Raw genomic sequence first — 24,233 nt, forward strand, 5'->3', positions numbered from 1 at the left:
TGATATCCAGTGAAAAAGTGTCGATATCCAGCTGAAAAGTGTTGATATCCAGCTAAAAAGTGTTGATAACCATTCTCGGGAGCCCAGCTGCCCATTAGGAATAATACTCATCCCCGACATTTTTCAACGGTTTTAGCGCCGGACCTTCAATCACATCACCCGAATAAGAGAACCGCGAGCCGTGGCACGGGCAATCCCAGCTTTTTTCCGCGTGATTCCACTCCGTTTCACAGCCAATATGGGTGCAAGTGGTATCTACAATATAGAGTTTGCCATTTTCATCTTTATAAGCACCTGCTCTTTTCCCCTTATGCATCACAACAGACCCTTCGCCAGGCTGCAAATCTCCGGGATCCTTTGGCACAAACTCCAATTTGCCCTTCAGGAGATGCTTCGCCACATCGGCATTGGTCGAAACCACCTGCTTTAAATCTGGATCAGCCTGGAACCGTGATGGGGAATAAAGTTCTTTATACGGATTGTCCCGTTCAAGAACATAATCCGTCAGCAAATGACCGGCAAAAATCCCAGTGGTCATCCCCCATTTTTTATAACCCGTTGCCACTAATACATTTTCCTTATTTTCGGTAATCTGACCGATATAAGGGACTCGGTCCAGTGTGATTAAATCCTGTGCGGACCAACGATAGGTATATTCAGAGAGACCAAATACTTCCTTTGCAAAATCCTCAAGGGCACGATAATGTGCAAGCGTGTCCATTCCTTGGCCCGTCTTATGATTTTCCCCTCCAATAATGAGTAAATTTTCTCCATTGAACGGTGTATATCGAATCGACCGTGGCGGGTTATCGGCACTGATATACATGCCCCCCGGATATTCCTCCGTCAATTTAATCCCAATTGCATATGACAGTGAAGCATACATTCTTGCAAAATAAAGCCCCGGTTTATCATAAAAAGGAAAATGGGAAGCGATCACTACTTTTTTACATGTAACGATATGCCCTTGCTTGGTCACAACCTTTGGATGAGAGGTTTCCTCCTCTTCTAAATCAACGGCTGTTGTATTCTCAAACACTTGACAGCCCGCACTTACAGCCTCATCCAAAAGTGCCTTTAAAAATTTAAGCGGATGGAACTGGGCTTGATTGCGCATCACGAGTGCACCGGTCGTTTGAATCTTAAAGGGAATCGTATCCTTTAAGGCACCATCGATTCCTAACCGCTGGTAGGCAGACATTTCTGTTTCTAGCTGCTTTTTATATTGCTCGGTTGTGGCATAAATGTAGGCATCCTGCTTGCTAAAATCGCAGTCAATTCCTTTTTCGTTTACCATTTTTTCAACAAACTGAATCGCATTTGAATGGGATTCAAAGTAGAGTTTGGCATTTTCCTCGCCAAAATGATTGATTAATTCATCATATAATATGCCATGCTGGGCGGTAACTTTTGCCGTTGTATGCCCAGTAGTCCCATTCAGTACCCCGCCTGCCTCAAGCAGCGCAACCTTTACTCCTTCTTTAGACAGCAAATAGGCTGCGGTAATACCTGTAATCCCGGCACCAATAATCGCTACATCAACTGATAGATCTTCCTTTAATGCTTCAAAAGTGGGTAATTCTATTTCACGCCAATATGTTTTAGGAAACTTATTGGTTGTTTCAGATGAGCTCATATTCCATCCTCCAGTTACAAAAATTTGCTTATGTTTAATTTTTCCTAAACTGATAAAAATAATCTATTGCCATCGGATATTTTTTAAGTCATTTAGATTGACGAGGGATAATGGGATTGATATTTTTATATAAGAATATTCAATAAATTCTGGCGCCTTAACCGCTAAAAGTGTAAGCTTGAGCAGTTTTCGCCCTAAAAACGAATAAGAAAATACATATTAAAAGAGGGTGAAAGGTATGGGAAAACATTTTGAAACAGAAATATTACACGAGGAAATGAAACGGGAAAGAAAGATTTCGAGTAAAGTAACCCCGATTTATCAATCATCTGCCTTTACGTTTAAGGATCTTGACGACCTGGAAGGATATTTTCAAGGTAATGGCAGCTACCTTTATTCACGTACGGGAAATCCAAACACAGATGAATTAGGGGAAGCCGTTGCAAGGCTTGAAGGAGCACCAGCTGGTGTGGCTGCCTCTTCCGGATTAGCAGCCATTCTTGCAGGAATTCTGGCAGTTGTGAAAAATGGCGATCATATTGTCGCGGCTGATGACCTTTATGGCGGCAGCTATCATATGCTCGAGAAAGAGCTAAATGATTTTGGTATTGAGACAAGCTTTGTTTCCTTTGCCGACCAATCTCAAGTGAAGGACGCTATTAAAAAAAATACAAAGCTTTTATATACGGAATCGATTTCAAATCCATTATTGCGCGTAGAGGATATTGACGGGATCGTCCAAATTGCTAAAAAGTATGGGCTGATTACGTTGGTGGACAATACGTTCGCAACCCCTTATCATTGCCGTCCATATTTAATGGGCGTTGATTTAGTTGTCCATAGTGCGACCAAATATATTGGCGGACACAGTGATGTCATCTCTGGCGTTTTGACAGGTAGAGAGGATTTAGTTGCGCAGGCGAAAACTAAGGTGGTCAATCTTGGGACAAATGTCAGCCCATTTGAAGCATGGTTGACTGTCCGCGGTTTAAAAACACTTGCATTACGGATGAGAGCCCAATCTTCCAATGCAAGAAAATTAGCGGAAGCCCTTTCTCAGAATAAATTTATAGAAAAAGTTTATTACCCACTTGATAAGGATGCTGAAGGCTACGGTGCGATGGTTACCATTCAGCTTTCAAAGAAGGTGGATATTCAGCAATTTTTCCGTTCCTTATCCTGGATCAAAATTGCTCCAACACTTGCCGGGGTTGAAACGACCGTTTCTCACCCATTAATGACATCGCACCGAGAATTACCGCAGGAGGTTGCGGAATCCTTAGGAATTACAAAAGAGGTCGTCCGAATTTCAGTTGGAATTGAACATGCCGAGGATATTATTGCTCAATTTGAGCAGGCAGTTGAGAAATCACTATAATCGTGCGAATCACCCTGAAATCGTGTTCAGGGTGATTTTTTTATTAATTCATGAAGATGGAGACTGATGCGTATCTTCTGGTTTTGTTGGAATGGGGTCAATCCGACTTGAGTCTTCAGTGTCCAGTGCTTTTCGCATAGCAAGGATAAACGATCCAAAAATAAATCCAAGACAAATGATAAAGCCAATTGCTGTAGCCCACCATAAAGCCATGAAAAATCCCCCCTTTTTACACTATATGCCTTGGGGGGAACATTTTTTCCATTGTATTTAGTGATAATGTCTTATTATTTCTTTTCATGTCCTCCATAATAATCTACCTTTTTAATATTTACTCCTACAAACGTTTCAATAATCGACTGGCCGCCCGCAATGGAAAAAATGAAAATAAACACAAAGGTTATTTTGGGGAAGAGTAAATAGGCACCTCCAAGCAGGATGGCACTCCAAACCCCGGCACACCAGTAACATTTTTAGCCTCCAGAGCAAAACGAATTATTTATGAGTCCCTGTATATTTTGAGCCTTAAATTAAAAATATATATTCGGAGGAGGCGAAAAAGTGAAAAAATCATTTTGGTTTAGTATTCTGTTTTTCCTATCAATATTCTGCATCCCAAGCGTTTCATTTGCCCAGCAAGTATATACGGTACAGCCGGGTGATTCGCTTTGGAAAATTGCCGTCCGGTTCCAGGTTGGTTTATCGGAGATTATTTCAGCGAACCCGCAGTTTAAAAACCCAGCTTTAATTTACCCAGGTCAAAAGGTGACGATTCCTGATTTGGGAGCCACCAAAAGTATTGAAAATCAGGTGATTCAATTAACGAACCAAGAGAGGGCGAAAAACGGATTAAAACCGTTCACACCTGATTGGGAGCTTTCAAGGGTTGCACGTTATAAGGCAATGGATATGAGAGATAAGAATTACTTCTCCCATACAAGTCCAACCTACGGGGATCCATTTACGATGATCAAGAACTTTGGGATTTCCTATCGCGCTGCGGCAGAGAATATTGCCGCCGGACAAACGACTCCACAAGAAGTGGTTAATGCTTGGATGAATAGTCCTGGGCATCGGGCCAATATACTAAGTACCAGTACCACCCGGATTGGGGTAGGCTACGCAAAAGGCGGATCCATGCGGTATTATTGGGTACAGCAGTTTATATCTAAGTGACTATATAGGGTCAGTCCTTCAATGGGGCTGACCCTTTCTACGTCTTAGGACCGAGATGAAAATCAAGCTCTGGCGCAATTATGGAAACAAAGGAAAAAAGGTAAGATGATATCAAGATAACGAAAGGAGGAAAACGAAATGAAAAAATTCGGTTTACTAGTAGCAGGAGGGATTGCAGCCGTCATCCTGCTCTCAACCATTGGTCCAATGATTGGTTTACTTCTCAGTCTTGTGATCCTATATTTCATTTTCAAACAGTTTTTAAAGAGCGAGTCAACAGGTGCCAAAATCGGCCTTGGTATCTTAGGATTCATCGTCCTATTGGCATCAATTCACAATGCACCGGCGATTATTGGTGTCGGCGCTGCCTATGTGCTCTATCTTGTTTATAAAAAATGGAACGAGAACAAACAGACAAAAATGAAAAAGAACTCCAATGATCCGTTTGCCAATTTTGAAAAACAATGGAACGATTTAAAAAATTATTAAACCTTTGAGGAGAGATGCAAGATGACAAACTTATTTACTAGAATTAAAAACACAATCGCTGCTGATTTACATGAGGCTCTGGACCATAAGGAAAAGAAAAATCCAATTATGCTGCTTAATCAATATCTGCGACAATGTGAACAGGAAACGGAAAAGGTTCGTAAGCTCCTTGAACGCCAGTACACCCTTAAAGAGGAATTTACCAAGGAGCATGTTCAAGCGGTGGAACTTGCTGAAAAGAGAAAGCGCCAGTCTGAAATTGCTTCCCAGGCAGGAGAAATGGAACTTTATCAATTTGCAGCAGCTGAACATCAACAATATGCGGAACGTTCTGGACGGTTAAGTCAGTCTCTTGAGCAAATCAAAGGGCAACTCGAAGAATTAGAAAGAAAATATCAGGAAATGAACCATAAGTTAAAAGATATGCAAATTCGCCGGATGGAATTAATGGGGCGGGAAAATATGACTCGTGCGAATCATCGGATGAACCTTGTACTGGACACAAATCCTAACTCTGAAAAATCTTATTCCCGTTTCAAAGAAATTGAGAACTATTTGGACCGTTTAGAAAATCAGGTGAATCAATCCTTTTATCGCAGCACGATTGATGCGAGAATTGCCCAATTGGAAAAAGAAATGAAAGTTGAAGAAAGCAAGTCCACATTATAACCAAATCATGGTATTCTAAAAGGGCGTAGGATCTCTACGCCTTTTGACCATATCAAGAATGTCCGTAAAAGGGTCATGAATTTTATACTAGGGGAGGGTGAGCCAATGTTTAAAAATACGAAAAATGATTATATTGGCTGGCTGGCTATAATTGGTGCCCTCGTCCTCGGGCTTGAGATTTTATTTTTTAATAGAGGGCTTATTTTCTCTCTTATTTTCTCCTGTGGATTGATGTATTTAGGCCGCAAAAAAGCTGGGAAAAAGCGTGGAAGAGTGCTTTTCATTGCCGGTGTTTTTTTCTTTATTATTAGCATCATCAATATGATGACCTTCAAATTTTTATTATTAGCAATTTTACTGCACTTTTTTATTCAATTTATTACTTCAAAAAAAAATCCAAAGAAAATACAATTGGAAGTTGCCGAACCAAAGCAGGACCCGTTTGAAGAAACAATGTACAAGAGTAAGCCGCTCTTTGAAAATATCTTTTTGGGACAGCAAAAAACCCCTCAAGGTGTATACGAGTGGGAGGATATCAATATCCAGGCTGGAATAGGCGATACCGTTATTGATCTTAGCTATACCATGCTTCCAAAAGGGGAAACTGTTATTTTTATCCGGAATATAATCGGAAACATGCAAATCCTTGTTCCATATGAAATCGAAGTAAGCATCCACCATTCTTGTATGGCGGGTTCCACTAATATTTTTGATCACCACGAGCCAAAAGTATTTAACCAGGTGATTCATTTAAAAACACCAGGCTATGAAACGGCTGAGCAAAAGGTAAAAATCTTTACCTCGCTTGTGGTTGGGAATTTAGAGGTGAGCCGGATATGAGTACAGCACAACGTCAAATTGTCTGGAGTGTCTGCTTTTCCTTTTTGACCGCCATTATTGTTTCGGCTGTGTTCATTAATGTTTTCCCGTTATCTAACTGGTCGGAGCTATGGGATCGGCACTTTATGGATATTCCGATTGTGATTTTTATACCGGTTTTTAGTATTGCTTTAGGAGTCCTGATTGGTGCCGTTTCTGGATTTTTCTGGAGGAGACAGCTTCTATCCGTTGATCATTCTCTACATCAACTAGAAGAAGGACGGCAGGCTGAGAATAAAATAAAACCTTCTATTACAGAAGTACAAACGATTGCAAGTAGAATTGAGAAAATCGGCAAACAAATGTCAGAGCAGGCTAAGCTGTCGCAGCGGTTGGCAACGGAAAAGGTGGAGGACCAGGAATCAAGGATACAGGAGATTATCGAGCAGGAACGAAATCGTCTAGCAAGGGAATTGCATGATTCTGTCAGTCAGCAGTTATTTGCTGCCTCGATGATGATGTCTGCAATTAATGAAACAAAACAAATTTCCGAAGATGACCGGGAAGCGAAGCAGCTGAAAATGGTTGAGGAAATGATTCATCAGTCCCAACTAGAAATGCGGGCACTTCTGCTTCATTTACGACCTGTTGCCCTAAAGAACAAATCCCTGCAAGAAGGGATTGAAGAACTATTACTTGAATTATCCATGAAGGTAACGATGGATATTAAATGGAAGGTTGAAGCCTTTCCGCTTGATAAAGGAGTGGAGGACCATCTATTTCGGATTTTACAAGAGTCTGTATCCAACACACTTCGCCATGCAAAAGCAGGGAAACTTGACGTACTGCTCATCAAGCGGGATGACCTTGTTATTATGAGGGTGGTCGATGATGGGATTGGTTTTGAGGTAGATGACGAAACAAAAGCAGGATCTTATGGGATGCAGAATATGCATGAACGCGCCCTTGAAGTGGGCGGGACATTAAAGGTGATTAGTATGAACAATAAAGGGACCCGCCTGGAAGTGAAGGTTCCAGTGATGAAGAATGGGGATGGTACAAGTGATTAGAGTATTATTTGTAGATGACCATGAAATGGTTAGAATCGGTGTTTCCGCTTATTTATCTGCACAGCCTGATATAGATGTAGTTGGGGAAGCAGACAATGGGAAAAGAGGAGTAGAGCTTGCACTGGAACTTCGGCCTGATATCATTTTAATGGATCTGGTTATGAAGGAAATGGACGGAATTGAAGCAACCAGGCAGATTATTGAGCAATGGCCGGAAGCAAAGGTTATTATTGTCACAAGCTTCTTAGATGATGAAAAGGTTTATCCTGCACTGGAGGCAGGGGCAACCAGCTATATGCTGAAGACATCTAAGGCTAGTGAAATTGCGGATGCGGTTCGAGCTACATACCAGGGACAATCTGTCCTTGAGCCTGAGGTAACTGGAAAAATGATGGTCAAAATGCGCCAGAAAAATCAGCATTTACCTCATGAAGAACTGACAAGCCGCGAGCTCGAGATTCTGCTGTTAATGGCCGAAGGGAAAACCAATCAGGATATTGCGGATGAACTATTTATTGCTTTAAAAACGGTGAAAACTCATGTTAGTAATATTCTAAGCAAGTTACGTGTCCAGGACCGCACCCAAGCGGTTATTTACGCGTTTAAGCATTCGTTAACGAAATGACGAAAAAATTTTAGTTAGACTTTCCAAAGTGATTTTTGGAAGGTCTTTTTTATTTTTAACAAAAAACTATTGATAATTATTCTCAATAACTGTTAAAATAATAATAAATGAAAATGATTATCATTATTAAATAGAAATTCGGAGGATTTTATAGAATGAATTTATATAAGGTATCAGGCGTTATTTTATTATCTAGCAGTCTACTATTCGGATGTTCCAATACAGAAAAAAGCTCTGCACCTGCAAAAGTAAAAGAACGCAGTGCGGCTAATCTTGATGGTGTTACGAATACATATCGTGAGTATGCTGTTGGCGAAATCGAGGAATTCGTTAAGGCAACAGACGCTTTTACAACGGCAGTGAAAAGCGGAGATCTTGAAAAAGCGAAAGAGCTTTACGGTCCAGCACGCATGTATTACGAGAGAGCTGAACCTATCGCCGAAGTATTCGGAGATCTTGATCCTAAAATCGATGCTCGTGAAGGCGATGTTCCTGAAGCAGAGTGGGGCGGGTACCACCGAATCGAAAAAGGGCTTTGGGTTGATAAGACTACCAAGGGCTATGAAAAATATGCTGATCAATTAATGAAGGACGTTAATTTGCTCCGTGCTAAGGTAGAAACAGTAGAGGTTACTCCTGACCTATTAATTACCGGAGCAGTGGACCTTTTGAATGAGGTTTCAACCTCCAAGGTAACAGGAGAAGAAGACCGCTATTCACATACTGATTTGTATGACTTTGTGGCGAACGTACAGGGAGCAGAGGAGATTTACAAACTTTTAAAGCCAGCTTTACATGATAAAGATGCCGATGTGGCAAAAGAAATTCAAACCCGTTTTGATGAAATGTACAGCCTTTTAAATCAATACAAAAAAGGTGACGGATACCAGTTATATACCGAACTGTCTAAAGAACAAGTAAAAGAATTAAGTCAGGCGATTGATGCATTAGCAGAACCACTATCTCAAATAGGAATGGTAACGGAGGCGTCTTAATTGTCAACGAACCCAAATATCAACAATGAATCTACTAAAATAGCAAAAACATTCTCGCGAAGAGATATCCTCAAAACTGCCGGAATTGGCGGTGTAGGGGTACTTGTCGGTGCTTCAGGTTTAGGCGGCCTGCTCTCTATAACGGAGAGCAAGGCAAAACAAATAGACTCTGGTGAGAGCATCCCGTTATATGGAAAACACCAACAAGGAATTACAACAAAAACACAGAATCATGTGTATTTTGCCGCTTTAGATGTAACGACAACGAATAAACAAGATTTAATTAGACTTTTTAAGGACTGGACAAAGGCAGCTGCTTTAATGACGGAAGGGAAGTCGGTCGGAGAGCTGACCAGTAATGAATTTCTTCCGCCAAAAGACACTGGGGAGGCAGCAGGATTATCGCCATCCAAGTTAACAATTACTTTTGGTGTCGGTCCGACGTTATTTAAAAAAGACCAACGAGACCGTTTTGGGCTACAACATAAGCAGCCAAAGGAATTAGTGGATCTTCCCAAATTTCCACTTGATGCATTAGAAGAGGAGTGGACCGGCGGAGACCTTTGTATTCAAGCTTGCGCTGATGATTTACAAGTCGCTTTTCATGCCGTTCGAAACCTCGTCCGCATTGCCAGGGGGAAAGCGATTCTGCGTTGGGCTCAATCAGGATTTCAACGTACGGCACAGGCTGATCCAAGGGAAGGAACTCCAAGAAACTTGTTTGGTTTCAAAGATGGGACTGCCAATCCAGATGTAAACGATGAAAAACAGATGAATGAGCAAGTTTGGGTACAGCCAGGAGATGGCCCCAATTGGCTTGCTAATGGAAGTTATCTTGTCGTCCGAAAGATCCAAATGTTTATTGAGGTATGGGACCGCACGACATTAAAGGAACAAGAAAATACATTTGGACGTTATCGAATTAGCGGAGCACCGCTCGGGCAAAAGAATGAATTCGACAAGCTTGATTTCAATCATAAAGATGAATATGGTAAAGACTTTATTCCTGTTAATTCACATACAAGACTTTCGCACGGGGATGGATCGCAAAAGATCCTGCGCCGGGCTTATTCTTATTCAAATGGAATGGATGTAAAAACCGGGAGCTTTGATGCAGGATTGTTGTTTCTATGTTTTCAGCGAAAACCAAGCAAACAATTTATCCAGATTCAGAAGCGGCTGGCAAAAATGGATAAGTTAAATGAATATACTTCCCACCGCGGAAGTGCGATTTTTGCTTGTTTACCAGGATGCAAACAAGGTGGTTTCATAGGGGAAACATTATTTAGCTAATGTTTTCCTCCTTAAAGGAGAGAGAAAGAATGAAGACGAAAATAAAATTATCACTGGCCCTATTCATCAGCCTATTCATGCTCATCCTAATGATTCAGCCTGCAGCAGCAGCCGAAAATCATGATGAGCTTTTTGTACTAATTGGCGATAGCTTAATGAAAGCAAAACAAGGGGATCAAGTCACTGTTTCGAAAAACATGGAACAATTTTCAAAAGAGTGGAATGCTCTTAAAAAAGAAGATAGTAAACTTGCAAAAACAGTTAACACAAAACTAAATGATGTCAATCGTCTCCTTAAAGAGAAGGCGGATAATGAAGCCATTACCAAAGGTCTCTCTGCTCTTTCAAGTGCAGTTGTGCAATATGATCAAGAACAAAACCCAGTTGATAAAGAAAAGGGAAAAGAACAGGTTAAAAAGCTTCTTCCAATCATTGACACCATGAAGGAAAGCAGCGAACAAGGGAATATCTCAAAGGTGAAATTGCAATATCAAACATTAATGAACCAATGGACTGTCAATGAAACCTTCGTTCACGATGAAAGTATTTCTTCCTATGGAAATATTGAAAAATACACGGCTCTCGTCCGAATTGCGATCACACAGGACCCGCCGGATTTAAAAAAGGCACAGCTTCAATTAAATGAATTAACGAAGGAAATTGAAAACTTCCTCGCTGGAAAGAACACAGGAAAGTCTCAAGAAACATATAGTTTACAAGATTTATCTAACCTTTTAACGAAGGCTGAAGACCAAATTTCCCAAAAAGATTATCAAAGTGCGAGTAGTACGCTTAACGAGGTCTTAACGATTTGGCCAATGGTCGAAGGGGGTGTCCAGACACGGGATAGTAAGCTATATAATGATATCGAAACAAAGGTTCCAACAGCGACCAGCATCCTTAACTCAAAAAATGTTCATGCTCAAAAGGCTTCAGAAATCATTGAGGATTTACATATCAGACTTGCTCCATTGCTGAGCAAAACTGATTACACTTTATGGGATGCAGCATTAATCTTACTGCGTGAGGGCTTGGAGGCATTATTGATTGTTGCCACATTGCTTGCCTTTCTTAAAAAGATGGGGCAGTCTTCGAAGCAAAAATGGATATGGACAGGGGTTGGCGCAGGTATTTTTCTAAGTGCAATTCTTGCTATTTTCATCAACATTCTATTTTCAAAACTAACAGCTGCTTCAAGTAGGGAATATATCGAAGGCATTACCGGCATTGTGGCCGTGTTAATGATGTTAACCATCGGGGCTTGGCTGCATAATAAATCAAGTATCGGAAACTGGAATAAATTTATTAATCAACAGATGGAACAGGCAATCGCAAAAGGCAGCCTTCTTTCTTTCTCGATGATTAGTTTCCTGTCTGTTTTTCGTGAAGGCGCAGAAACGATTATTTTTTATGCGGGGATTACCCCATATATCAGCTTACAGCAACTCGTCATCGGAGTATTGCTGGCAGTGGTAATCTTAGCTGTAGTTGGGTTCGTTATCATCAATTACAGTGTGAAAATTCCAATCCGCTTATTCTTTAAAGCGGCAACCATCCTTATATATGTATTGGCATTTAAAATTCTTGGGATCAGCGTCCATGCCCTGCAAATATCAAATATGATACCGACCACAACAGTTAATAAGCTTCCATACGTTGACTGGATTGGACTTTACCCAACGTGGGAAACGACTTTAACACAAATCGGCTTGCTTGTGATTATTTTCTTCATGACCTACGCGGTAAAGAAAAAATTCTTTAAAAAATCAATTCCTGCAAATGTTTAAAAGGGCCATTTCGGCCCTTTTTTGATTGAGTATTTTTTTATATGGAACCGTGTCAGCCCCTAACCTTCGCTTCCATGAGGATGGAATGGAGGAATTTTTTGATATCAATTCGGGTAGTTGAGGCGGTGTGTTTTTTTCCTCCGAGTTCGAGCATTTTCATTCGTACTTGGGTATAGTCGAATAATTTGGATGAGAAGTACTCAAAGGTTGGGTTGGCATAATCCGTTAAACCAAGTGAGGCAAGATGCTCGAGCACCTGTTGAATTGTACGGCGAATCCGTTGTTCCACGGCTTTCCCTTCCTTAGTTATTTCCTGCGGTGAAGAGGCTGAACCGAGCCGAGTTTTGGCCGCCTGTTCATACAACTCTTTCAAAGGCGGGAGGTCGCGATTTCCCTGTATTTCTAATTGATGTAAAATCGTTAAAAGATCCAAAAGATCCTTTTCACCACTCTTGCCAACAATCCCAAGTTCAAGAAGGATGCTTTTGGCAGATGAGATAATTGAAGATTGCTTACTTGGACGAGCCTTCTCTAGAATGCGGTCGTTTGTATTGTGCTTCGTTAAAAAGCTTAATGATTTTTGAATATGTTGAAGTGATTTTTCCAGCATCAGATAGTCACTTACTTTTTTAAGGACACTGACCACCTCAAGCCGATTAATCGGCTTTGTGATATACTGCTCCACTCCAAGAGAATACGCTTCGCTAATCATATCCTTTGTTTCGACTTGAGAGATCATAATGATTTTCCCTTGAAAGGAGGGAGCAATTTCTCTGACTGTTTCAATTCCGTCCCTGATGGGCATGAGCAGGTCAATCATTAGGATATCGACATCTTTTAAAGAAAGAGTCTCTGCATCCACTTCAGCCCCGTCCGCTGCTTCCCCTACAATCGACCCCAAGCCTTCCTCTTCAATGATATTTGATAGCATTCCTCTAATAGTAACGGTATCATCAACAATAAAAAAATTCATGGTAATCACCCCTTTTTCGTTAAATTATTGACCGGAAGCAGAATTTCAAAGGTTGTACCTTTTCCTTTCTCTGATTCAACTAGGTTTATTGTGCCATTCAGATTTTCAATGACATTTTTTGTGTAGGATAAACCGATTCCATTTGAAGCAATCCCGGCTTGATCAAATTTTGTTGTAAAACCTGGTTCAAAAATATACATTTTGTTTTTCTCAGAAATCCCGTTTCCACTATCCTTTATACTTATTTTGACTTGTTCTCGAACCCTTTCAACCGTTAATACAATCTGTCCCTCCTGATGGATGGCTTCCACCGCATTGGCAACAAGATTATTGATAAGGGAAAGAAGGATAAAGGTATGGTACTCCGAATGTTCCCCCGAAATGTTTACCTGAAAATCAACTGATTTCCCGAGCAGTTCACTATAATTTTTATTTGAAATCGTTACAACTGAAATGATTTCGCGAATGTTCATAAAGTCGTCTAATTTTTCTTTAGCCATTAATTTAGACAAGCCAGCATAAATACGTTGATTATCTTTTTTTATTTCGTGTAATTCCCCGGCGATTTTCAACATGGCTTGGGCTTCGTTATGATTGTTTAGCGTTTTTAAATCTCGATAAATCGTGTAGCAGGCGCTAGTTAGCTGCTCTGCGTTCTTTGCTGATTTTTCCAATTGAAACATTTCTACATATAAATTTGAGACTAAAAGTAAAACCTCCTCGGTCCGCTTTCGTTGCTGCTCTTCAGCCAACCTTGTCTCACGTACTAAAATTATATTGAAAAAACCAAGTACAAAGAAGCTGCGGATTATGGCTACCCCGACAATAATTAAGAAGCCAGAGGTTGTCATTTTCATATCAGTTGTGTAATGGCGAATGGTCATTTCTGAAAAATTGCCCATAATTTCGAGCACCATTCCAACTAGACCAATGAGCAGCGGGCGATGATATAATTTTTTCACTTTAAAAATATGAAAAAAGGCAGCAAAGACCATGTAATAGAAAAACACGGGAAAATGGTCAGGGAAATCAAAGGAGCCAACTTGAAACTTGTCCAGAATGATCCGGAAACAAACGACGGCACTTCCCGTTAATAAGCCGGCTAGAACGGGGTGGATTTTACGTGACCATAGCAATATAAAGAAAAATACAGGTGTACTTAAGCTGATTCTTAGATCGGCACCGGTTAAGGGATAAAACTTTACTTCTCCGGCAATAGGAACGGCAATGATCATAAACAAATAGGCTAAAATTTTATCGCGAATACGATCACCCCCCTATCTATAGTAAAAAAATTATTTTCAATTGTAAAAATTTTTTTAACCCACTTTGTAGTTTTTTGTAGGTTATCGTAGGTCGGCATTTATGATAAAAACTGTAATCGTTTACAAACTATATTCCTACTATAATATTATCAAAAATCAAAAAACTTATCGATGGGAGAGAAGCGAGTGAAAAAAATTAGTTTAGCATGGCAAATTTTTATTGGGTTAATTCTTGGGATTATTTTAGGAGCCATTTTTTACGGAAATCCACATATCGAGCAATTTTTACAGCCAATTGGAAACATCTTTTTACGATTAATTAAAATGATTGTTGTGCCGATTGTCATCTCATGTCTTGTAGTTGGTGTTGCCGGTGCTGGCGATATGAAATCGCTAGGGAAACTTGGGGGCAAAACGCTTCTATATTTTGAAATCATTACAACGATCGCGATTGTTGTCGGCCTTTTAGTTGCTAATATTTTTCATCCGGGTACCGGCGTGGATCGTTCGCAACTGGTTAAATCAGATATCAGTTCCTATGTTACGACTGAAAAAGCAACGGAGTCACACTCTCATATTGATACACTTGTAAATATTGTACCGACCAATGTGGTCCAGGCGTTTGCAAATGGAGATATGCTGGCGATTATTTTCTTCTCCGTTATGTTTGGTCTTGGTGTTGCAGCGATTGGTGAAAAAGGCAAACCAATCATTGAATTTTTTAGAGGTACAGCCGATGCGATGTTCTATGTAACCAATCAGATAATGAAGATTGCTCCATTAGGGGTGTTTGCCTTAATTGGCGTTACCGTTTCAAAATTTGGGTTGGAATCATTAATACCGCTTGGAAAATTGGTTATTACCGTATATGGCGCGATGGCTTTCTTTATTATTGTCGTGCTCGGCATTGTAGCGAAAATTTGCGGCTACAACATTTTTAAGCTTTTAGCTTACCTGAAAGACGAATTAATTTTGGGCTACTCCACAGCGAGTTCGGAAACCGTTCTTCCGAAAATTATGGAAAAAATGGAGCGAATCGGCTGTCCAAAAGGGATTACCTCATTTGTTATCCCGACTGGTTATTCGTTTAATTTGGATGGCTCGACTTTGTATCAGGCTATTGCCGCTTTGTTCATCGCCCAAATGTATGGTATTCATATGAGCATTGGACAACAGATTACATTAGTTCTAATTTTAATGGTTACTTCGAAAGGAATTGCAGGTGTCCCTGGCGTTTCAATTGTCGTTCTGCTTTCAACCTTAGGAAGTGTTGGGGTTCCAGTCGAAGGCTTGGCGTTTATTTTAGGAGTAGACAGACTCTTGGACATGGCCCGTACATGTGTAAACATTGTCGGTAACTCGCTTGCAGCGATTGTTATTTCCAAATGGGAAGGTCACAAAGTAAGAGATCATCACGAAGAACAAGCCGCATAGGCGGTTATAAAAAAAGGCACAACTGGCAGATAGCTGGATGTGCCTTTTTTGTAAGGAATTGGGCAGAGTGAAAAAATTCCATCCGGAAAATGTAAAAAAGTTTCCCTACTATTTAAAGGACTTGTCTCATAGGTTTATAGAAGTGAGATCTATTGAAGGGGAAATGAAAAAAATGGCTATTTACTACAAGGGAATCTTCTTTCTAGCGGCATCCGCTTTTCTAGGCGAAGGCATTGAATTTTTTGTTAACATGATTTTGGCTCGGGAACTTGGAAGTCACGGGTTAGGGCTTTATATGTCGATTTTGCCGACGATTTTTTTAATTGTGTTACTCTCAAGTTTCGAATTGCAGGTGTCCATTTCCAAATTTATTGCTGAAAAAGAGGACAGGTACCATCGCAATATCCTTTACCACGCTCTCACCATTACAATTATTTTTACAAGTATTTTGCTACTCTTAGCCACTAGCATTATGCAGTTTATCCCAATCTTTAATGGATATCATCCCTATGTAAGATGGCTGGTTCTCATACTAATCCCGGTTATTTCCTTTACCTCTGTGGCAAGGGGATATTTTATGGGGATGCATCATATGGGGAAAATTGCCGTCGCTAACTTTCTGCGAAAGGTTTTCCAGCTTGCAGCCCTATTTGTGTTATTTCGACTGTTTCAATATAAAACAGAAAGTGCCTTGTTGATTGCCATTACGGCCTTGATTGGCAGTGAGGTGGTCGTCTTCCTTTATTTATTCTATATGTTTATCGTTCAGTTCCAACACGTAAAACGGATACCTTTTTCCAATTTAAATCGGAAATTAGTCCGGAAAAACTTAATGGCGGTGTCGATTCCGACAACGGGGATGCGATTGTTTTCTGCCGTAACGGGAGCTATTCAGCCTTTTCTAATTAAGGCAGCGCTGGTTCGGTCCGGTTTGTCTGCCACAGTCGCTACAGAGCATTTTGGGATGCTGATGGGGGTGGCAATGTCGATTGGCTTTTTCCCTGCTTTTATTGCCCATTCCTTGATGATTGTCCTCATTCCAGGGGTATCGAAAACCCATGCTGCTGGAGATTATTCGAGCCTGCAAAAAATGCTCCAGCAGGTTATGTTCATGACCTTTATTTATGGAGTTGCAGCGGTAGGAGTCTTTTACTTTTTTGCACCACAACTGACTTCGTTGTTCTTTAAATCATCGATGCCTGCTGTATTTCTGCAATTGCTCTGGCCGTATTTTTTATTCCACTTTTTTATCATGCCATTTCAGGCCTTTCTGATTGGACTTGATATGATTAAAGATACCTTTTTCCATATCATTTGGTCTGTTATTGTATCATTTACCATTATTGTCTGGCTTGGCTCCTATCCGGAATGGAGAATGGAAGGGGTCATCATCGGCATGAATACAGGTGCTGTCCTCCTCGCGTTTATGCATTATCTAACCATCTGCAAAAAAATCGGAATATCTGTTTTCTTAAAGGGAGCAGTTCAGCGATAATTGCTTATTTTGACCCGTTCCTTGGGTCTATTTTTATTGGAATCAAATAAATATGATACCAAGGAGGTCGGTCTTGATGAATAGAAAAAAGACAATGGATGTCCCTGCTCATTTAAAACCCTATATTTCACAGCAATATTACGAAAGCTATACCCCTATAGATCATGCGGTATGGCGTTTCGTCATGAAGCAAAATCATTTTTTCTTAAAAAAAATCGCCCACCCTGCCTATGTAAAGGGGCTGGCGCAATCGGGAATCAAAACGGAATCGATTCCAAAGGTAGAGGAAATGGATGCGAGCCTTGCTAGTGTTGGATGGGGTGCTGTTTCGATTGACGGATTAATCCCGGGTTCTGCCTTCTACAGTTTTTTAGCGAATGGCATATTACCAATCGCAACCGAGGTTCGAAAACTGCAGAATATCGCCTATACTCCTGCCCCCGATATGCTCCATGAAGCGGCAGGGCATGCCCCGATTCTGTTAGATCAGACCTATCGTGAATATGTAAAAAAGATCGGCATGATGGGATCCTTTGCCCTTTCAAGTAAGGAGAAGCTGGATGTATTTCGAGCTGTTCGACATTTAACCATTGTCGCAGAGGACCCAGCGTCAACCCCGGAACAGGTTAAACTAGCAGAGGTTAAGGTTTCTGAGGCGAGGAAAAAGGTAAAAAGCTTGGCGGAGGCTGACTATATCTCGCGCTTGTTTTGGTGGACGGTAGAATATGGATTAATTGGCGATTTGAAAAACCCTAAAATATATGGTGCAGGTTTGCTATCTTCTGTTGGAGAAAGTCAAAGCTGTTTAGCGGATGACGTAAGGAAAATCCCTTTCTCTGTTGAAGAATGTATCAAAACCTCTTATGACGTTACAAAGCCGCAGCCGCAATTATTTGTCTGCAGGAATTTTGAAGAGTTAGTAGAGGAAATTGAAAAGTTCGCTGCCACAATGGCCTTTCGAAAGGGTGGAACAGAAAGTCTTGAAAAAGCGCTTCAATCTGATCATACTGCAACGATTGAATATTCATCCGGTCTGCAGGTGACCGGTACTATATCGACCATCATTAAGGATAGAAATGGGGAAGCCGTGTATTTCCGAACAAAAGGACCGACTGCCTTATCTATAAATAATCAGCAATTACCGAGCCATGGCAAGGAAACCCATCATAAAGGATTTGGTGCTCCGATTGGAGTGTTAGAAGGAAACCGATTGCTTGAAAATTGCACGAGTCAGCAATTAGAAGAACTCGAAATCGTAGAAAGGGGGAAAACTTGTTTAAATTTTGAAAGCGGGGTAAAAGTAGAGGGGACAGTTAAAGAAATCTTGTGGTCTAGCGGTCACCCGATCGTAATATCTTTCAAGGATTGTATGGTTACCTATCAGGATCAAGTTCTATTTGACAAAGGATGGGGCATTTTTGATATGCCGGTGGGGGCAAAAATTACATCGGTATTTGCCGGTGCTGCCGACCCAAATGCCTATTTTGATTTGCAGAATGAAGAAGAAGTAGAGGGATTGGATGATATGAGAAGCCTAACTGAATTAGAGCGTTTTTACGCGGAAGTCCGGAAAATTCGAGAGCAGGATGATTGGAATCAAAAGAGCCTTTTAAAAATAAATGAAATATTAATGGTATTAGATCATCAATATCCAAACGATTGGCTGCTCCGTTTAGAAATACTGGAATTATTAAATAAATACAATACAGCCGAAACCTCTATCAGGCATGTTGTAGAATCCTTAAAAAATACCGACTGGGAAAAATCCATCAGCCAAATGATTGAACGAGGGTTAATGCTGATCAATGAATCATAAGCAAAAGGAGCTTGGGTAATCCAAGCTCCTTTTATCGTTAGTCTTTACTTTGAAGAATTCCGAAAATCCTTAGAATGCTGATGAATAGGTTAATGAAATCCAAGTATAAGCTTAATGCCATCAATGGAACATCTTCCGCGCTAACCCCGTAATGCTTCATCCTGCTAAAATCAAAGAGGACATAACCGCTGAAAACCATTACTCCGATAAAGGAATAAGCAAGCATTCCTGTTGTGCTAAGCGGCCAGAAGATATTAAAGATTGAAATCGCCACAAGAGCAAGCAAGGCAGCTAACAGAAATCCGCCTAAAAAGGAGAAATTCCGTTTTGATTTTGATGCATAAATCGCAATCCCCGTGAACACTACCGTTGTGGTAGCAAAGGCCATTATAACGGTATTTGCCCCAGTCGTTGCCATATAGTGAGCGACAATTGGATATAGGGTAATCCCGGAAATAAATGTAAAAATGTAAAGGAACGAATAGGAAATGGCCTTTTTTCTTCTAAAGAAGAAAGCAGCGAAAAGCATGACCAATTCAAGGATTGACAAAGGTAAAAATAAACTAGTTGGTACAAATACACCTGCCATTGTGCCAATAAAGGCGAAAGCAAGCGAAAGTGCAAACGTCCTTAAAACAGATGGCATAAATTCAGTAGATGTTTGTGTGTACAAATTTCTTCACCTCAAAATAGTTTCTTATTAATTAATACGAGGAAGTGGTCAAGATGTTTCATTTTTTCTGAAAAAATCTTTATCTTCTTTTAAAATGTCACGGATTTCCGCTAAAAGTTCTTCGGAGCGGTCCACTTTTACTACTTCCTTCACAACTTCCTCTTTCTTTTTAAAGCGATTGATGAATTTAACAAAAAGGAAGATACAAAAAGCGATAATAAAAAAGTCGAGCACGGATTGGAGAAATAAGCCGTATTTAAGTGTACCAACTTTAAGTTTTGTAAAATCAAACCCAACCCCGCCAACTAGCAGGCTGATTAAGGGCATAATTACATCATTAACGAGGGAAGTAACAATTTTTCCAAAGGCCCCGCCAATAATTACACCGACTGCTAGGTCAATGACGTTCCCTTTCATTGCAAATTGTTTAAATTCATTCCACATAAAAAAACCTCCATAATCTATTCGTTCTCATTTTACAATTTTCATTGGTACCTTATCAACCAACAAAGAAGAGCAGCCCCTATAAACTGCTCTTTATTTATGAGATTAGCTTCATTTTAATTGCCTTTACAGCGGCATCTGTTCGATTCTTTGCCGCAAGCTTTTGAATGATTACAGAAACATAATCGCGAACCGTATAGCTGCTGAGATGGAGCTCTTGTGCCGCTTCATTAATGGAAGCACCCTCTGCAATCAGCTTCAAGACTTCTTTTTCACGTGTTGTTAACACGCTGTTGCTGCTGCCATACTGCTGCAGTGCTTCATCCCATATTGAATGGAGTAATTCGCCCGCATATTGTCCAAACTTTATTAACGTGGTTAAGGTTGGGGTTGAAACCTCAAATTGTGAATCCTCTCCCTGGTCTAAAATGGCAATGCCAAGTAAATTTCCTTCTGTTGCTGCAAGGATGGGCAATATCACAAAGGACTTTAAACGAAACTCGCGAACATATCTCTTTGGCAGAACTTCCAGCGCATTTGAAAAATAAAAAGGCTGTGAATAATTTAATGAATTCAGATATTTTTTTATTAATGGCAGCTTAAAAATGGTCTCCCTAATTTGCTGGAGGGAGGAATTGTTTACATTATAGCCGCAAACCCCCATCCCTTTATCTTCAAAGTGATTATACAAAAAAAGGGCACAGCGCTTAAAGGGCATAAAATCAGTTAATCCTTTTGTAATCGACTGAACAGCACGGTCGACACTCCTCGACTTAAGCAAACTTTGTAAAAATAGCAGGGAAGCATCCTTCCATTCAAGCTTGCTTTCAAGATGGTGAAGCTTTAATTGACGGAGATACATCCCTTTAATAAACTCCGTTTGCTGGTGGGTCACCGGAAAATCTTTTTCTTGAAGACAAAGGAGTAGGGTTTCATTAAAACAGCTAATCTGCAGGATGGTAGCCTCTGGTGAACTTGAATCGATTAATCTAGAAAGGGCATTCGACAGGTGATTGATTTCCTTCGATTTTAGATTTGAGCAAATTTCAAGCAAGTGAGTCTCGACAGAAAATTTAGAGGAACAAACGACTCTGAAAATCTGAAAATTTTGGGCTTCTTTTCTAACAAGGGCAATCCACTTAATCGGAATGACCTTTGTGGCTAAAATCATTTTTAACCATTTCTCTGTCCGGTCCTGCAGGTCATGGGTTAATAAAGAATGATCAAGTATTCTTGAAAAAAATGCTTGGATTGCCTGATGTTCATGCTCAGTTGCCATTGGATTTTTTACTAACAGTTTATGAAATATATTTTCTATGGAAGAAAGCAGAAAGATAGATTCATATTCATCATGGATGGAAGAAAAACGATTCTGCCATTGATCAAGGAGTGAAAGAATTAAGGTGTCAACAGTTGAAGTTTCTTGTTTGGATACTTGCTGAATGGCAAGTTGAATCATGGAGTCAAATTCTGATGCAAGTGTGGTATGCTGGAATTTCGCTGACGAAACAAGCTTTTTCCATTCTTTTAAAAATGGTTCTTTATATTCAAATAGGATGTTAAGACCTTTAAGTAGCAACTGCTCCACTTTTTGTTCCATTATTTTACACCCCCGCACGGTTTCTATTATTATACAGTTCGTTTTTTTGGTTTCCAATATGTCCGTAGTACTAACCTTCACCCGACATTTGACGGGGGTGTCAGATAATCACGATATTTTCCGTGATTGTTGTTGCAGGGTTTTCGAAGTAATGTTAAGGAAATCATATATTTTCTAAAAGTTTTAAAAATAGGGAGGCGTGTGAATGGAAAGTTCGATTCAGCTTGTAGAAGGGACAACGAGTAAAAAGGTTTTCTGGTCAGCGTTAGCTTCAGGGATTTTGGTTTTGGGTCTGCTGCTAGTTTCTTTTGGTTTATCTGGGGTGGCCTATGCCGTCCCCATTGCGGGAGTAGGAGACTTTTATGTTGAATTTGATAAACTTGTAGGAAATGGCTATACGTTTTATCCAAAATTGGGAGAAACGAGCAGTGAAGATTCTTCCCCCCAAGGAACCAATATTATGGATAATCTTGTCATAGATAATCTTCAGTTATACAAGGATTTCAAAGTGGGCGGGCAATGGATCCGCGTGAAAATAACGGCATCAAAACCGGTTCAAATTACCGGGCTGCAGCATGATGCAAGTCTGATTCAAGCGGACGCGAAATTCACTAATCTTGCTCTTAAAGAACATCATAGTGATGACTGGCAAAAACAATTTAAACAAACCTCTTCAACTATTACTCTTGAACATGCAAAATTAAAAACCCATTACCTATTTCAAAAAACAATTAATATGAACGGAATGAGATTAACAGTGGAAAGAATCAAAAAGTAGGAAAGGATGAACAGGGTGAGAGTTAAACAGTGGCGGAAGAAAAGACCCTTATGGGGTGCCCTCATTACCATTATTAGCGGCTTATTAATCTTATGGATCCCATTAAATCTTTATTTAAGCACCTTCCTGCCTGGATCCATTGCGACGATTGGTCTGCTGTTCGGCGGGGCGATTATATTGATAGGAATCTGTGCCTTATTTTTTCCAAATGCCTCCAAGGTTCTAGGAATCTTTACAATCTTTTTATCGATTTTATCTGTGATAGGTGCCTTGGGCGGTTTTCTTTTCGGGACACTTCTTGGCATTATTGGCGGGGCCTTACTAATGGCTTGGAGGGTCGGTCCTGTAAAGGTGAAGGTTACACCGCCAAGCAATAAGGAAAATGCAGCACAAACATTCTAAAGGAGAATCAAAATATGTGGTGGAAAAGCAGGCTTTTCTTGTGCAGTGTATGTCTCCATATCATGTTTTTAACCATATTCTCCATTAGTGGAAAAGTTAAAGCCGAAACGAATGAGGCGGATGGTTTTATCATTAAAGCCGACCGGGTGATTGGAACAGGCATGACCGCTTCCATTGTAAAACAAGAAACCTCCACGAATGATGGAAAAATAATGCTTAGGCTCCACTATGATTCAGCCACCATTTATGGGATGAGGTTAGTAAAACAAGTGAATAGTCCCAAAGGTCCCGTCAGCATCACGTTAAAGGCGAATGGACCGGTAGAGGTAAAAGGAATGACGGTTGATACGACAGCGATTTCTTTTCAGGGGGCATGTATTAAAGCATCAGAATCGGTTCCAAAATTAGGGATGGAAAATGTGGTAATGGTTGCACACTATATGAATAATGCGGATAGCAGTATAAAGCAGCTTGTTCTGAATACGATTTCGGGGCAAGTAGGTGGTCCTCAGCCAGGTAAATTAGGAATCCTTCAAGGATTAGGGAAGCTTTCTGGCCAGAAGTTGAATCAGGAAATTGAAAGGATTTCAAAGGGACATTTCCCGCTCACATGTGAGGAAGGAGCGGCTGAGCAGGGGAAGAACGGCAAAATAACGGATCCGGTAAATGATGTGGTCGGTGTGGGGACGAAACGGCTGGAGCCGGTGACAAAGGTGGTGGATCCGGTGACGAAACCGCTGGAGCCGGTGACAAAGGTGGTGGATTCGGTGACAGAGCCGTTGGATCCGGTAACGAAGGTGGTGGATTCGGTAACGAAGCCGCTGGATCCGGTGACGAAACCGCTGGATCCGGTAACGAAGGTGGTGGATTCGGTGACGAAGGTGGTGGATTCGGTGACGAAGCCGTTGGAGCGAGTAGTTAAACCAGTGGAACCTGTTGTGAAGACAGTTGAACCAGTGGTTACGGATACAAAGAAGAAGGTAGAAGAGACTGTGCAATCGGTATGTGAACGGCTTGATGATGAAAAAGGGGTTATATCGAAGGAACTTGCTTTAGATTTAATTGATGAAGCGCTCAAAAAGCAGGTAGCTTTAGGGGCTGTTTGTTCTGATAATGCTAGTGAGACGGAATGGCTTGAAGAATGGAATGATGGGTTGCTAGAATCGCTGGGGTTGCTGGATTTGTTGGGAAGATTAAAGCTTGATGACCCTGTGGAACAGCTAGAGAAGATGCGTGATCTAGTGTCAAAGGAGAAAGACGGGGTGATTTTATTTCAACCATAGAAAAAGAGCAGGAGTTCCCTGTTCTTTTTTAGGTTTGAAGGACATTTCCAGTCTTGGAAGTGGAATTTTGTCCTTCAAAGCCTGGATGAAGGACGTTTTTCGGATTCCGAGGGAAAATATGTCCTTCAAAGCC

At 40.6% G+C, this 24,233-nt stretch carries 23 protein-coding genes and 1 pseudogene; 16 read left to right on the forward strand and 8 right to left on the reverse strand.

Going from position 1 to position 24,233, the window contains the following annotated elements; all coding sequences use genetic code 11:
- Positions 1 to 94: 94 nt before the first annotated feature.
- Positions 95 to 1,636 carry an FAD-dependent oxidoreductase gene (locus M028_RS0106435; protein ID WP_026573172.1) on the reverse strand — a complete coding sequence of 514 codons (1,542 nt, stop codon included), beginning with the start codon at positions 1,634 to 1,636 and terminating at the stop codon, positions 95 to 97.
- A 238-nt stretch (positions 1,637 to 1,874) separates the two neighbouring features.
- On the opposite strand from M028_RS0106435, the gene M028_RS0106440 reads away from it, so the two are divergent.
- Positions 1,875 to 3,014 carry a trans-sulfuration enzyme family protein gene (locus M028_RS0106440; RefSeq protein ID WP_026573173.1) on the forward strand — a complete coding sequence of 380 codons (1,140 nt, stop codon included), beginning with the start codon at positions 1,875 to 1,877 and terminating at the stop codon, positions 3,012 to 3,014.
- A gap of 48 nt (positions 3,015 to 3,062) precedes the next feature.
- On the opposite strand, the gene M028_RS32685 is transcribed toward M028_RS0106440, so the two are convergent.
- Both M028_RS32685 and M028_RS29545 read right to left on the reverse strand, forming a co-directional pair.
- Positions 3,063 to 3,227, reverse strand: coding sequence for a hypothetical protein (locus M028_RS32685; RefSeq protein WP_155925491.1), 165 nt, complete (start codon positions 3,225 to 3,227; stop codon positions 3,063 to 3,065).
- A gap of 74 nt (positions 3,228 to 3,301) precedes the next feature.
- Positions 3,302 to 3,475, reverse strand: a pseudogene (locus tag M028_RS29545) (DUF1360 domain-containing protein); the annotation flags it as partial.
- Between the two features lie 100 nt (positions 3,476 to 3,575).
- Here M028_RS29545 and safA point away from each other — a divergent pair.
- From safA to M028_RS0106495, 9 genes are all read left to right on the forward strand, one after another.
- On the forward strand, positions 3,576 to 4,190 hold the full coding sequence (safA, locus tag M028_RS0106455) for a SafA/ExsA family spore coat assembly protein (RefSeq protein ID WP_026573174.1): 615 nt from the start codon (positions 3,576 to 3,578) through the stop codon (positions 4,188 to 4,190).
- Between the two features lie 138 nt (positions 4,191 to 4,328).
- Positions 4,329 to 4,679, forward strand: a complete 351-nt coding sequence (locus M028_RS0106460; protein WP_026573175.1) for a lmo0954 family membrane protein — start codon at positions 4,329 to 4,331, stop codon at positions 4,677 to 4,679.
- 21 nt (positions 4,680 to 4,700) lie between these two features.
- Entirely contained in the window at positions 4,701 to 5,348 is a 648-nt protein-coding gene (locus M028_RS0106465) for a PspA/IM30 family protein (RefSeq protein ID WP_026573176.1), read from the forward strand.
- A 105-nt stretch (positions 5,349 to 5,453) separates the two neighbouring features.
- Complete coding sequence (gene liaF, locus M028_RS0106470) at positions 5,454 to 6,188, forward strand: cell wall-active antibiotics response protein LiaF (RefSeq protein WP_026573177.1); 735 nt, start codon at positions 5,454 to 5,456, stop codon at positions 6,186 to 6,188.
- Positions 6,185 to 7,237, forward strand: coding sequence for a sensor histidine kinase (locus M028_RS0106475; protein ID WP_026573178.1), 1,053 nt, complete (start codon positions 6,185 to 6,187; stop codon positions 7,235 to 7,237). The genes liaF and M028_RS0106475 overlap by 4 nt, the downstream gene beginning before the upstream one ends.
- Positions 7,230 to 7,862 carry a response regulator transcription factor gene (locus M028_RS0106480; protein WP_026573179.1) on the forward strand — a complete coding sequence of 211 codons (633 nt, stop codon included), beginning with the start codon at positions 7,230 to 7,232 and terminating at the stop codon, positions 7,860 to 7,862. Before M028_RS0106475 ends, M028_RS0106480 begins: the two co-directional genes overlap by 8 nt.
- 155 nt (positions 7,863 to 8,017) lie before the next feature.
- Positions 8,018 to 8,857 (forward strand): iron uptake system protein EfeO, encoded by an 840-nt coding sequence (efeO, locus tag M028_RS0106485; RefSeq protein WP_026573180.1) that lies wholly within the window; start codon positions 8,018 to 8,020, stop codon positions 8,855 to 8,857.
- A complete protein-coding gene (efeB, locus tag M028_RS0106490) occupies positions 8,858 to 10,150 on the forward strand; it encodes an iron uptake transporter deferrochelatase/peroxidase subunit (RefSeq protein ID WP_231510776.1) in 1,293 nt (430 codons plus the stop codon). It abuts the gene before it with no gap.
- 29 nt (positions 10,151 to 10,179) lie between these two features.
- A complete protein-coding gene (locus M028_RS0106495; RefSeq protein ID WP_026573182.1) occupies positions 10,180 to 11,937 on the forward strand; it encodes an FTR1 family iron permease in 1,758 nt (585 codons plus the stop codon).
- A gap of 52 nt (positions 11,938 to 11,989) precedes the next feature.
- On the opposite strand, the gene M028_RS0106500 is transcribed toward M028_RS0106495, so the two are convergent.
- Positions 11,990 to 12,910 (reverse strand): response regulator, encoded by a 921-nt coding sequence (locus tag M028_RS0106500; protein ID WP_026573183.1) that lies wholly within the window; start codon positions 12,908 to 12,910, stop codon positions 11,990 to 11,992.
- Positions 12,911 to 12,915: 5 nt separating this feature from the next.
- Entirely contained in the window at positions 12,916 to 14,145 is a 1,230-nt protein-coding gene (locus tag M028_RS0106505) for a sensor histidine kinase (RefSeq protein WP_231510777.1), read from the reverse strand.
- Positions 14,146 to 14,361: 216 nt separating this feature from the next.
- Here M028_RS0106505 and M028_RS0106510 point away from each other — a divergent pair, with 216 nt between their 5' ends.
- The 3 genes from M028_RS0106510 (at position 14,362) to M028_RS0106525 (ending at position 18,920) form a co-directional block, all read left to right on the forward strand.
- A complete protein-coding gene (locus tag M028_RS0106510) occupies positions 14,362 to 15,609 on the forward strand; it encodes a cation:dicarboxylate symporter family transporter (RefSeq protein WP_026573185.1) in 1,248 nt (415 codons plus the stop codon).
- Between the two features lie 172 nt (positions 15,610 to 15,781).
- Positions 15,782 to 17,104, forward strand: coding sequence for an oligosaccharide flippase family protein (locus M028_RS0106515; protein WP_026573186.1), 1,323 nt, complete (start codon positions 15,782 to 15,784; stop codon positions 17,102 to 17,104).
- Positions 17,105 to 17,180: 76 nt separating this feature from the next.
- Positions 17,181 to 18,920 (forward strand): aromatic amino acid hydroxylase, encoded by a 1,740-nt coding sequence (locus M028_RS0106525; RefSeq protein WP_231510778.1) that lies wholly within the window; start codon positions 17,181 to 17,183, stop codon positions 18,918 to 18,920.
- Between the two features lie 37 nt (positions 18,921 to 18,957).
- Here M028_RS0106525 and M028_RS0106530 read toward each other — a convergent pair whose 3' ends face one another.
- The 3 genes from M028_RS0106530 to M028_RS0106540 form a co-directional block, all read right to left on the reverse strand.
- The gene (locus tag M028_RS0106530) at positions 18,958 to 19,566 is read right to left on the reverse strand and encodes a Bax inhibitor-1/YccA family protein (RefSeq protein WP_133336762.1); all 609 of its coding nucleotides are present in this window, start codon (positions 19,564 to 19,566) and stop codon (positions 18,958 to 18,960) included.
- Positions 19,567 to 19,641: 75 nt separating this feature from the next.
- Positions 19,642 to 20,037, reverse strand: a complete 396-nt coding sequence (gene mscL, locus M028_RS0106535) for a large-conductance mechanosensitive channel protein MscL (RefSeq protein WP_026573189.1) — start codon at positions 20,035 to 20,037, stop codon at positions 19,642 to 19,644.
- Between the two features lie 97 nt (positions 20,038 to 20,134).
- Positions 20,135 to 21,637, reverse strand: a complete 1,503-nt coding sequence (locus M028_RS0106540) for a response regulator transcription factor (protein WP_026573190.1) — start codon at positions 21,635 to 21,637, stop codon at positions 20,135 to 20,137.
- Between the two features lie 205 nt (positions 21,638 to 21,842).
- Here M028_RS0106540 and M028_RS0106545 point away from each other — a divergent pair, with 205 nt between their 5' ends.
- Genes M028_RS0106545 through M028_RS0106555 form a run of 3 tightly spaced genes read left to right on the forward strand, consistent with a single transcriptional unit; the run spans position 21,843 to position 24,100 of the window.
- Positions 21,843 to 22,415, forward strand: a complete 573-nt coding sequence (locus tag M028_RS0106545; protein WP_026573191.1) for a DUF6230 family protein — start codon at positions 21,843 to 21,845, stop codon at positions 22,413 to 22,415.
- Positions 22,416 to 22,430: 15 nt separating this feature from the next.
- Positions 22,431 to 22,817: a DUF6114 domain-containing protein gene (locus tag M028_RS0106550; protein ID WP_051590953.1), complete on the forward strand. Its 387-nt coding sequence runs from the start codon at positions 22,431 to 22,433 to the stop codon at positions 22,815 to 22,817.
- A 14-nt stretch (positions 22,818 to 22,831) separates the two neighbouring features.
- Complete coding sequence (locus M028_RS0106555) at positions 22,832 to 24,100, forward strand: hypothetical protein (RefSeq protein WP_026573193.1); 1,269 nt, start codon at positions 22,832 to 22,834, stop codon at positions 24,098 to 24,100.
- Positions 24,101 to 24,233: the final 133 nt, after the last annotated feature.

The sequence above is a fragment of the Bacillus sp. UNC438CL73TsuS30 genome, from assembly GCF_000482325.1.
GTDB lineage: Bacteria > Bacillota > Bacilli > Bacillales > Cytobacillaceae > Neobacillus.